This window comes from Calyptranema fuscum S582, from assembly GCF_055793305.1.
Map to the genome: position 1 here is coordinate 24,270 of NZ_JBSLYH010000021.1, position 12,608 is coordinate 36,877.

Below are 12,608 nucleotides of genomic sequence, written 5' to 3' on the forward strand. Positions count from 1 at the left end.
TTACTTCTTCCGGTTTACTCTTTCATGTCTACATCTGCATGATCTGCTTGCAATGTTGTTTCATAGAGAAGAATAAGGTGCCCATCAAAATCGTAAAAGCCTTGCTCCGTAAACATTAGATTGGGAGGAACTGTAAAAGTATTGGGTGGCAATATCTCCAGACGAAGAGCCTGAATTTGTTGCATCACTGTTGCTAAATCGCCGACTTGAATCACGATTGCAATGCGGTATGGAGGCTGCGGAGGTGGTAAATCAACGTTTTTGACTTCAGTTAGTGCGATCGCACGTGGTTCACGGTCAGTATCTAACGCCGCGAAGGTCAAGACCCCATGCTTGGGAATTTTGAATACGGTGTAAAGATAAGAATCTGCCGATGCTTCACCCACATGGACAAGCTTGAAGCCCAAAATATCTTGATAAATCACCAGAGATTGCTGTAAATCAGTCACAAGTAAACAGGGGCGCTTTAGATGGAGTCCTGTTTTGACTGCCGCAGAAGTTTTGAGTTCAGAGTTAACGGTCATTCATCGTTCAATATTTGATAAAACATTGTAGATGTTTTTGGGATGTACTAACTGCTTTGAATTCGTATTCACAAGTTGGGTCTTGCTTAATTCAGCTATGAAATCTGGTGTGAGTGCCGCACAGAGCGCGGCACTCACACCAGATTTCATGACGTCAATCAGCAGCGTCACAAATTGAGGCATTGCTTAATAGTGGTATGAATTTGAACGTGAAACCTTTGGTTTCACGTTCAAATTCATACCCAAAATCAGCAGCGTCACCAATTGATTGGGTCGTCCTGAGAAAAAACATCATGCTTGTGGGTTGAGCGAGTGTCACCCAGACAACCCACAAGTATGACATGCATATTTCCATCACAACGTGGAGGCACTGTGACTTAAATAATTGTTTTGGGAGAGTGCGGCGGAGCCGCACTCTCCCAAAACAGTGATGGATTTAATGTTGCGAGAGTTCTTAGAGGGGGGAGCGTTCCATGGGATCGGGATGCCGTAGTTTATAAGTTTTACAACATTTAGGTTGTAAAATTTGAAGTTTTTAATCTATTTCGTAAACAATTGAGAATGTACTGTGGCAATGGATAAGGTTCAGTGTCTAAGCGATCTTCCCGGAAACCCTCAAAATCTGGCAAGAAAAGTTCTCAGCGGCAGGGCTCAATGCGGGCAGAGTTACGTCAGCAGCAGCAGCGAGTTGAGCTATTTTCCGAAGTCACACTTAAGATTCGGCAGTCACTCCAACTCAAAGAAATCTTGCATGCCACTGTTACAGAAGTGCAACGCATTTTGCAAGCCGATCGCGTGTTGATTTACCACGTCTTACCCGATCGTACAGGCAAGACCGTCAGTGAAGCCGTATTACCCCAGTATCCGGCATTAATAGATTTAGAGTTTCCTGTAGAAGTGTTTCCAGAGGATTATCAGCAGCTTTATGCGCAGGGCAGAGTAAGGGCGATCGCTGATGTGTATGATCCAGCGGCAGGTTTAGCCGACTGTTTAGTTAAATTTGTTGAGCAATTTGGCATCAGAGCAAAACTAATTGTGCCAATTGTGCAAACGCTGAATGTTCGTTCTCAAATCAACACTCCAATACAAAGTTATCTCTGGGGGCTATTAATTGCCCATCAATGTCAGGGTCCACGGCAGTGGGTCGAATTTGAACTGGAGCTGATGCAACAGCTGGCAGACCAAATCAGCATTGCCTTGTCTCAGGCACAGCTGCTGGAATATCTAGAAGAAGCCGTAGAAGCCCGCACAGCAGAATTGAAAGAAGCCAACCGCAATTTGCAGCAGGAAGTCAATGTGCGAATGCAGGCAGAAGCGGCTCTGCGGCAAAGTGAAGAACAATTGCGTCTGATCACCAATGCACTGCCAGTGTTAATTGCTTATGTGGATGATCAGCAGCAATATCGATTTAACAACCAGGCGTACGAAGATTGGTTGGGGCAATCTCCTGTCCATATTAACGGGCAGCACCTCCAGCATGTTTGGGGTCAGGATTGCTACGAGCGGATGCAGACTCAGGTGGAGGCGGCGCTGTCGGGTCAGGTGGTTACGTATGAAAACGATATTGTGCTGAAGGATGGCAATGCCCGATCGGTCGATGTGACGTATATTCCCCACCGGGATGGTCATGAAACTGTGAAAGGGTTTTTCTCGTTGACCAGTGATATTAGCGATCGCAAAGCTATCGAACGGATGAAGGATGAGTTTATCTCTGTCATTAGTCACGAACTGCGAACGCCGCTGACGTCGTTGCACAGTGCCCTGAAAATTTTGGCGACGGGGCGGTTGGGCAACCTGTCAACGGAAGGGCAACAAATGCTGGCGATCGCTGACGAAAGTACAGAACGGCTTGTGCGATTGGTCAACAACGTCCTTGATTTACAGCGGATTGAGTCGGGCAAAGTCATTATGGAACGGCAAGCGTGTAATGCCGCTAACTTAATGACCCAGGCAGCAGAAGCAATGCAGGCAATGGCACAGCAACACGGAATCACCCTCGTGACCCAACCCGAAGACATCCCGATCTGGGCAGATGCCGATTACATTCTGCAAACCCTGACCAATCTCCTCAGTAATGCCATCAAATTTTCTTCTCCAGGAAAAACGGTCTGGTTAATGGTTGCGCCCAATGAACCGGAAGAACGCAACACTCAAAATGGTTCCAGCGCAGACGCTACAGCAACAAAACTCAAAACTCAAAACTTACCTCCTGAAGTCGTCTTTCGCGTTCGTGACGAAGGGCAAGGCATTCCAGCCGATCAACTAGAACGCATTTTTGAGCGATTTCAACAAGTCGATTCTTCAGATTCTCGTAAAAAAGGAGGCACTGGCTTAGGGTTGGCAATTTGTCGAAAAATTATCGAGCAACATAACGGCAAGATTTGGGCTGAAAGTGCTCCGGGTTGTGGAAGTACCTTTGCCTTTACATTACCTGCTCTAATTCACCCAAGCCTAAATAGAGGAGGAATTGATGCTTAGCAAACGGATCTTAATTATTGATGACGAAGAAACCATCCAAACCGTGGTTCAGTTTGGCATCAAGATGGCAGCAGGTTGGGACGTGTTGACGGCTGGGTCGGGAGCGCAAGGGATTCAAACTGCACAGGTGGAGAAACCCGATGTGATTTTATTGGATGTGATGATGCCCGATATGGATGGCATCGCTACCTTTAAGGCGCTCCAGTCCCACAGTGAAACCGCACAAATTCCCGTAATTCTTTTAACGGCTAAGGCGCAAACAGCGGAAAAGCGTCAATTTAATGATTTGGGGGTGAGTGGGGTGATTACCAAACCCTTCAATTCTCTGAATTTACCTGAACAAATTGCCCGCATTCTCCATTGGTAGCGACTCAATGAAAATTTTGCTGGTTGAAGATGATGACGCTTTTATTAAAGTGCTGACCAGAACGCTGAAAGCGCATCATTATATTGTTGACAGCGTCAAAGATGGGGAGATGGGGTGGACGTATGGCTCTACCTTTGAATATGACTTGATCGTCATGGATATTCTTTTGCCCAAGCTGGATGGCATTAGCTTATGCAAACGATTTCGTGCCGAGGGCTACGTCACCCCGATTTTGCTACTCACGTCGCAAGATACGTATACGTCGAAGGTACAAGGGTTAGATGCGGGTGCTGATGATTATGTAGTGAAACCGTTTGATCCGGCAGAACTGGTGGCTCGAATTCGGGCATTGCGGCGGCGGAGCAGTCCGAATCCGTTTCCGCTGCTGACCTGGGGGAATGTAAGTCTCAATCCCAGTAGCTGTGAGGTGAGCCACAAGGGACAATCTCTTGCCTTAACGACGAAGGAATATGAGTTGCTAGAGCTAATGATGCGCGATAGTCAGCATGTGTTCAGCACCAATGAGTTGCTGGATCACCTGTGGTCGTCAGAACGATTTCCGTCGGAGGCAACGTTGCGTTCCCATATCCGACGAGTGCGTCAAAAATTGGTGAGCATTGGCGTGCCTCAAGATTTTATTGCCACCCTTCATGGACGAGGCTATTATCTGAAAGCCCTAACGTCCGACACAGCCCCCCAAGCTACCTCTCAACGCTCGCGATCGCTCCAGGATACCTCTGGTTTGACATCTGAAATTGAGTCCAAACCAGACGGAGCAAACGCGTCGGGTGATCAATCGCCTCGTAACCCTGATTCATCCGATGCTCAACATCAATATCTGGCATTTCTCAACGAGGTCTGGAGCACGACGAAACCCAACAGCCTCGACCAGGTAGCAACGTTGTTTCAGGTCATTCAAGACTTGGAAGCCGATCAACTGACTCCCCAAGCCCAGGCCTTAGCCAAGCAAATAGCCCATAAACTGGCAGGAACACTGAGTATCTTTGGGTTGCATAAGGCAGTTTATTTGGCACGTCAATTAGAATATTGGCTGTATAGCCGAGACCCGTTGCACTCGACTCAGGCACCGCTTATGAATCGCCTGGCGATAGCATTACAGCAAGAAATTCAGGATACGACCCAGATCCAGTTATCTCAAATTCCAGATGGATACTCACCCTTATTCCTGCTGGTGAGTGCGGATGATGAGTTCAATCGTTCCCTGCAAGCGATCGCCACCAGCCATAGCATCAAACTTGAGATTGTATCGCCGCTAGATTTAAACCCGTCTTTGACGACGGCGATCGGGAGCGATGTGGTAGGGCAATCGCCGGATGTCATTTTGCTACGCTTGCCGCTAGACTCCGCCGCAGGCAGTGGCAGGGAGCCGTCTACAGATCAGTGTCATACGCTTTTGCAATACTTGCAGATCTGTACTCAAAGATATCCTCACCTACCCATTGTGGTCATGGGCGATCGCATTGAGTTGCGCGATCGTCTGGAAATAGCGCGGCATGGTGGCACACTCTTCTTGCAGATCTCGACCCCGCCCGAACAGGTGATTGCGACGACTGTCAATGTATTACAGCGATCGAAATTACCCACAAAAGTCATGATCGTCGATGACGATCACACCTGGTTAAGTACTCTACCAAAGCTGTTAAAACCGTGGGGATTTAAAGTGACGACCCTGGATGATCCGCAACAATTTTGGATTGTATTGCAAGCTGTTAACCCTGATGTTCTGATTTTGGATGTAAATATGCCGGAAATTAACGGCTTTGATTTGTGTCAGATTCTCCGCTGTGACCCTCATTGGCAACGGTTACCTGTATTATTTCTAAGTGTGCTGACCGACTCTACTAGCCAGCAGCAAGCGTTTAGGGTGGGTGCAGATGACTATCTGTGTAAGCCGATGATGGGAGGCGAGCTAGCAAATCGCATTCTCAGTCGCTTACAGCGCGTTCGAGCCTGGGCAAGTTGAATGCTATATATAGCGATCCTAAATCAGGTGTGAAAGCGCCCGCCCGAAGGGCGGGCGCTTTCACACCTGATCATTTTCACGAATCAAATAGGATTGCTATAGTTGTTGCAAAAAATTAACAACACGTTGGAAATGCTACTCAATTAATCTCATAATTTAAACCAAAAATTAGTCAACGTTTATGCAAGTGTCTTTAAGAAGTCATCAGCATTCCCTAATTCGTCGATTAGCGGATTGCATTGAGCAAGTGTGGCAGCAATATCTGGAGCTGTCTCCCTATTCAATACCAGAGGATTTGGGCTACATCGAGGGCAACCTGGAAGGGGAGCGGATCACGATTGAAAATCATTGTTATCAAACCCCACAATTCCGTAAATTGCATCTGGAATTGGCTCAGGTTGGCAATGGTTTAGATATTCTTCACTGTGTCATGTTTCCTAACCCGGAGTATGAACTCCCCATTTTTGGCACCGATCTGGTGGGCAGTCTCCGGAGCAGCATCAGTGCTGCGATCGCCGATCTGTCTCCTATTAGTAGCGATCGCACACTCCCTTACCGTTACCAACAAGCTTTATCGGGTTTACCCAAACTTCAGTTTTCTCAACCTCGCGAGCTGCCTGAATGGGGCGATATTTTTTCAGATTATTGTCTGTTTGTGCGCCCGATGGGTGCTCAAGAAGAAGAGCAATTTCTCGATCGAGTCAGAGCCTTCCTGACCGTTCATTGCCAGATTGCCAGCACTGAAATCCCCTTAGACTCCCACTTTAATATCACCAGAATCCTGGCAGGACAACAAAACTACTGCACAAAACAACAACAAAACGATAAAACCCGGCGTGTCCTGGAAAAATCGTTTGGCACAGAGTGGACTGAACGCTATATGAGCACGATGCTCTTTGACGTTGTAACAGCCTAATACCAGTGACATAAACCCCGAACGTTTACTCTTGGAAGCGTGGCATCGCCACGCTTCCAAGAGTAAACGTTCGGATTTTTTTAATTTGTGCTCCTTAATGCCTAACCAGAGATTTTTTTTGCGCTATGGCGGTACGCATTGGGGTTAGGACGGGGTGCAGGGGTGGAACCCCTGCGTGGGGGCACCGCTCCCACTCCCCCGATGTCTTAACTGGATTGCGTAGAACCATATATCCCCAAAGAAGAGATTTTTGTTTTGGGTTCTTCAAACGATTAGGGTTGCGATATAACCTTAAGAACAGTTACATATAAGATCATCCTGAATTTTGTAAGGTCGCATCTACAGAAAATTCTTCCGCGATCCAGGATCTTTACGCTGAACGCTAGCGTTCACAAATCGTTTGCAAGTTAGGGAGATGGGTCAACCTGATGCAGGATGCAATCCCTGTAAGCGGTTCTATTCCGTCAATAGAGCAGCTAATTAACGAACCCCCATCTACTGTAGTCGTGCTTTTTGCGACTCTCGTTTGGGAATAATGACAGGGTGTGTTTGTGTGCCTGCGCAAGGGTAAATCTTCGTACCCTTGAATGAAAATGCCTGTTGATGACGTCGTGGCTCAGAGAATTTTCGTACGGTGGAATGCCAACTTCCACGGTCTATCCCTTGTGCAACCCTACTAACATCCATCACCAGCATCCAATTACCGAAACCATGTTCGCTAACACAACCGTTCTTCCGGGCTACCGCGTAACTGAAGTCCTGTATGAAACGATGAGCACGGTTGTTTACCGGGGAGTTCGGGCGGCAGATGATACTCCCGTCGTAATTAAGCTGCTTAAAACTGAATACCCTTCGCTCAAAGAAATTTCTCGCTTTAAGCATGAATACACCATCACCCGTGGTTTAGAGATTCCCGGTGTTGTCTCTATCTACGACTTGATTGAGCATGGCAATGGGCTGGCTTTGATTTTAGAAGATTTTGGTGGGGCAGCCCTGAATCAAGTGATTAAAACCACAGCGATTGGGTTGGAAGAATTTTTGCGGATTGCGATTTATTTAGCTGAAACTCTGGCAGGTTTACATGCTTGCAATATTATTCACAAAGATATTAAACCGCAAAATATTATTGTCAATACCGCCACCGGGCAGGTTAAGCTGACGGATTTTAGTATTGCCTCCCGCTTGTTGCGGGAAACGCCTCGGATTGGCACACCCGATTCTTTAGAAGGCACGCTCAGTTATATGTCGCCAGAGCAGACAGGGCGGATGAATCGGGGTGTGGACTATCGCACAGACTTTTATTCTCTCGGTGTCACTTTCTATGAACTGCTGACGGGACAGTTGCCGTTTCAATCCGATGACTCGATCGAGCTGGTGCATAGCCATATTGCCAAAACGCCCATTCCCCCTCATCAAGTCAATGTGGCAATTCCGGTCATCGTCTCGGATGTGGTGATGAAACTATTGGCAAAAACTGCCGAAGATCGTTATCAAAGTGCGTATGGACTCAAGGCAGATTTAGACATCTGTTTACGCCACTGGCAAGCTACTAGAGCGATCGCCCCATTTACGTTAGGACAGTTTGATCGCCGGGGACAATTTCAGATTCCCGAAAAACTATACGGTCGGGAACAAGAAGTTGCTGAGTTGTTAGCCGCATTCGAACGAGTCGCAGGCGATCGCCGCATTCGTCACCCCGCCCTCGCCTCCCTATCTCCTTCATCTCCCCCATCCCCCCTATCTCCCCCATCCCCCCTATCTCCCTCCCCCTTTTACTCCCAAAGCGAACTCATTCTGCTGGCAGGCTATTCTGGGATTGGCAAATCGGCGCTGGTCAACGAAATTCATAAGCCAATTGTGCGCCTCCGGGGATATTTTATTTCTGGGAAGTTTGATCAGTTCAAACGCAATATTCCTTACTCCTCTCTGGTACAGGCGTTTCAAGAATTAATTCGGCAACTGCTGACCGAAAGTGAAAGCCAGATTGCCCATTGGCAGACGGTGTTAACAGAAGCGTTGGGTAGCAATGCTCAGGTTTTAATTGAAGTATTGCCGGAACTTGAACTGATTTTAGGAAAACAACCTCCCGTACTTCAGTTGGGGGGTTCAGAATCGCAAAATCGGTTTAACCTGCTGTTTCGCCGCTTCATTCAGGTGTTTGCTCAGCCCCAACATCCGCTGGTGCTGTTCCTGGATGATTTGCAGTGGGCAGATCTGGCATCGCTGAATTTAATTCAACTGTTGATGACAGATGCTCAAAGCCAAGCATTGCTGATTATTGGAGCATATCGCGATAACGAAGTAGATCCGACGCATCCATTGATGACGACGGTGGAGAGCATTCAACAGGCTCATAAAGTGGTGCAGACGATTACGCTGAGAAATCTTGATGCCTATCATACCAATCAGTTAATTTCTGACACGCTCAACTGTTCTGCTGAGGCAGCGGCTTCATTGACCGAGCTGCTGTTGAGTAAGACGCAAGGCAATCCCTTATTTCTAACGCAATTGCTCAAGTCACTGTATCAAGATGGCTTACTGCGATTTGATTTTAAGCTGGGAGAGTGGCAGTGGGATATTGAGCAGATCCGGCAAAAAGCTATTACCGATAACGTTGTCGAGTTTATGGTCGAAAAGTTGCAAAAGCTGCCCACCTCGACCCAAGATAGTCTGAAGCTAGCGGCTTGTATTGGCAACTTGTTTGCGTTGCAGACTCTGGCAACGGTTGCTGAAAAATCTGGGGATGCGATCGCCCAAGATTTATGGTCTGCACTTCAAGACGGCTTGATTTTGCCGGTAGACAATACCTACCGAATTCCTCAAACGATTGCCCAGCCACAAGTAGGGGCGATCGCCTCTGAGCAGATCGTTTCCTATCGGTTTTTACACGACCGAGTGCAGCAAGCTGCCTATAAATTAATTCCTAGAGAAGAGCGGCGGGGCACTCATCTGAAAGTAGGACGGTTGCTGCTGCAACGAACCGCAGAACACGAACTGGATGAAAAGCTATTTGATATTGTGAATTCGCTCAATATTGGCGTTGAATTAATTGTTGATCCGGCAGAAAAAGAGCATCTGGCACGGTTAAATTTGCGGGCAGGGCAAAAAGCGAGAGCGGCAACGGCTTACGAACCGGCGTTGCGATACTTTACGGCTGGGCTAGATCTATTATCCAGCCAGGATTGGTCGCGGTTATATGACCTGATGATGGAGTTGCATATTGAAGCGGCAACGGCAGCGTATTTGATGACCGAGTATGAGCGATCGCACGCCCTGGTGCAAATGATTGCAAATCAGGCTAACAACTGCCTCGATCGGGTGAGAGCGTACGAAATCAAGATTCAACTGCATATGGCACAGCTGCAAATGGCAGATGCCATTCAAGCGGGTCTGGATGCCCTGGAAATGTTGGGCATTCCACTGATGGATGCCAACCAGGACTCCGATAATCGATTGGCATTACCCGATTTAGCCGGTTTACCCACCTACCCTGAAATGACAGACCCGCACCAGTTGGCAGCGTTGCGTCTATTTCGGATTGTGCTATCTCCGGCATACCAGTCTCAGCCCGAAACCTTCCGGCGATTGGTGTTAACGCAAACTCAGCTGTGTATTCAACAGGGGTCTTCGGCTCCGGCTGCCTTTGCCTACGTTGCCTATGGTTGGCTGATGTGTGGCAGATTTGGAGACATTGATACAGGCTATCGAGCCGGTCAAATTGCCCTGGCGTTATTAGAACAATTTGATGCTAAAGCCCTGAAATGTAGTGTATGGCAGATTTTTGAAACCTTTATTCGTCCCTGGAAAGATCACATTCATACCACCTTTGTTCCCCTCACCAAGGCAATTCGAGTAGGGCAAGAAACGGGGGATATTGGTCATGTCAGTTACTCGGTAATGAATTACTGCACCCACCTGTTTTTGAGTGGCGAAGTATTGGATGAAGTTGCGCGCAAACAGTTGCACTATGTGCGATTGTTAACTGATTTGAAACAGGAGTTTCAGCTGTATTACACGCAGCTTTTGCGGCAATTGGCATTGAACTTAAAACAGCCTGATACGACCCTGGTTGAGTTGACGGGTGAAAGTTTTGATGAAACCAAAATTTTGCCCCGATTGCAAGCTGCCAGCAATTATCAATCCTTGTTTGCGGTCTATGTGGTAAAGCTAATGCTGGCATACTTTGCCAAAACCTATGATGCTGCGATCGCCTATGCCAATTTGGCTGCAACCTATGCTGAAAGTGGTGCAGGTCTGGCGTTGTTTGGTGCCTATCGCTTCTATCAGACCCTCGCCTTGCTGGCACACTATCCTCAAGCATCAGACAGCGAAAAAGCAGCCGATTTAGACCAAATTTTAGCCAACCAGCAAACGATTCAACAGTGGGCATTGTCTGCGCCCGTTAACTATCAACACAAGTGGGATTTGATTGCGGCTGAGCTTGCCTGGATGCGTGGACAACCGTTTGAAGCCATGGACTATTTTGATCAGGCGATTCAGGGAGCCAGAGAACAGAAATATACTCAAGAAGAAGCGATCGCCAATGAGCGAGCCGCAGAGTTTTATCTATCACTCCAGCGAGAAAGAATTGCTCAGGCGTATCTGACCGATGCCTACTATGGTTACTTGCGCTGGGGGGCGATCGCCAAAGCTAAACAGCTTGAAGCAGACTATGCTGCACTCTTGACCTCTGTTACTGCCCAAGATCTAGAAGCAACGACGCTGACCCGTTCTCACCAATCCTCTAGCAGTCGTCAATCTAATCTGCTGGATCTGGCAACTGTGCTAAAAGCATCCCAAGCCCTGTCCAGTGAAATTGTTCTAAGCAATTTGCTGGAGAATCTGATCAAAATTGCGATCGAAAATGCAGGTGCACAAAATGGCTTTTTTATTACGAAACAGCACCATCAATGGGTTATCGAAGCGGAAGGAACCGTCGATCATTCGATTATTGCGACCCTTGATTCAACGCCTCTGGAAGCGACCCAAAAACTACCGATCTCTGTTGTCCACTACGTGATTAGAACGAAAGAAAATCTTGTTTTAGATGACGCGACATCGGAAGAAAGATTTCTCACCGATCCTTACATTTTCAAACACCAACCCAAGTCGATTTTGTGCTTTCCGGTGTTTCATAAAAATACGTTGACCAGTGTGTTGTATTTAGAAAATAATCTGACAACCGCAGCTTTTACAGCCGATCGCCTGGAGCTGTTGAATGTCTTAATGTCTCAAATTTCAATCTCGATTGAGAATGCTCGTCTGTATACCAATCTGCAAACCTATTCCCACGAATTAGAAACCAAATCGAAAGAATTGGAACTAAAAAACTGGGCGCTGTATCAATCTGGGGTGCGCGAACGAGAAAAAGCTCAGGAATTGGTGCAATCGTTGAAAAAGCTACAACAGACTCAGGCTCAACTGATTCAAACGGAGAAGATTTCCAGTCTGGGGCAATTGGTGGCGGGTGTGGCGCATGAAGTTAATAATCCTCTGGGATTCATTTCGGGTAATTTGAAATATGCCCACGACTATGCCCAAGAGTTAATGGCACTATTGCAGCTTTATCGACAGCATTTTGTTGAAGTTCCCGATGATATTAGCGACAAAATTGCAGAGATTGATCTGGATTATTTGTTAGAAGATTTGCCCAAAATGTTGGCATCTATGCAGGTGGGAACCAATCGTATCCGTGAAATTATGACGTCTCTACGTATCTTTTCGCGCATGGATGCTGACCAAAAACAACCTGCTGATATTCATGCTGGAATCGAAAGTACGTTATTGATTTTGCACCATCGCCTAAAAGCAAAACCCGAACATCCTGCCATTCAATTGGTCAAGCACTATGGAGATTTGCCGCCTGTCGCGTGCTTTGCCGGACAACTCAATCAAGTCTTTATGAATTTGATTGCCAATGCGATCGATGCTATGGAAGAAGCCAATGATCAGCGATCGTACAGTGACCTTGAAGACAATCCCAATATCCTCACCATTCGCACTGAAGTGGTAGATAACTATGCAGTGATCCGCTTTTCAGATAATGGACCGGGTATGCCTGAAGAGGTGCAGGAACGCTTGTTTGATCCCTTTTTTACAACCAAAGTTGCCGGGAAAGGGACTGGTTTAGGGTTATCCATTAGCCATCAAATTGTCACCGAGAAGCATGGTGGGCGATTGATCTGTCAATCGGCAGAGGGACAAGGCACCGAATTTATTATCGAAATTCCGTTATCAGAGTCGGTAGTCCTGGAAATGTCATGATTGTGTGTGGCGCGGGCGTCGCCCGCGCCACACACAATCATGACACGAATGCCTTTACTCCAGAGCCTTTGTCTG

General features: G+C 47.2%; 6 protein-coding genes. 5 read left to right on the plus strand and 1 reads right to left on the minus strand.

Annotation, left to right across the window (positions count from 1 at the left end; all coding sequences use genetic code 11):
* Nucleotides 1–14 precede the first annotated feature (14 nt).
* Nucleotides 15–524, minus strand: coding sequence for a VOC family protein (locus ACR6Z4_RS15535; RefSeq protein ID WP_479718206.1), 510 nt, complete (start codon nt 522–524; stop codon nt 15–17).
* A 588-nt stretch (nt 525–1,112) separates the two neighbouring features.
* Between ACR6Z4_RS15535 and ACR6Z4_RS15540 the strand changes: the two genes are divergently transcribed.
* The 5 genes from ACR6Z4_RS15540 to ACR6Z4_RS15560 all read left to right on the plus strand — a co-directional run bounded on the left by ACR6Z4_RS15540 (nt 1,113) and on the right by ACR6Z4_RS15560 (nt 12,533).
* Nucleotides 1,113–3,002 carry an ATP-binding protein gene (locus ACR6Z4_RS15540; RefSeq protein ID WP_479718207.1) on the plus strand — a complete coding sequence of 630 codons (1,890 nt, stop codon included), beginning with the start codon at nt 1,113–1,115 and terminating at the stop codon, nt 3,000–3,002.
* Complete coding sequence (locus tag ACR6Z4_RS15545; RefSeq protein ID WP_479718208.1) at nt 2,995–3,369, plus strand: response regulator; 375 nt, start codon at nt 2,995–2,997, stop codon at nt 3,367–3,369. The genes ACR6Z4_RS15540 and ACR6Z4_RS15545 overlap by 8 nt, the downstream gene beginning before the upstream one ends.
* 7 nt (nt 3,370–3,376) lie before the next feature.
* Complete coding sequence (locus ACR6Z4_RS15550; protein ID WP_479718209.1) at nt 3,377–5,353, plus strand: response regulator; 1,977 nt, start codon at nt 3,377–3,379, stop codon at nt 5,351–5,353.
* Nucleotides 5,354–5,534: 181 nt separating this feature from the next.
* A complete protein-coding gene (locus ACR6Z4_RS15555) occupies nt 5,535–6,269 on the plus strand; it encodes a phycocyanobilin:ferredoxin oxidoreductase (protein ID WP_479718210.1) in 735 nt (244 codons plus the stop codon).
* 639 nt (nt 6,270–6,908) lie between these two features.
* A complete protein-coding gene (locus ACR6Z4_RS15560; protein ID WP_479718211.1) occupies nt 6,909–12,533 on the plus strand; it encodes a trifunctional serine/threonine-protein kinase/ATP-binding protein/sensor histidine kinase in 5,625 nt (1,874 codons plus the stop codon).
* The last annotated feature ends 75 nt before the right edge of the window (nt 12,534–12,608 follow it).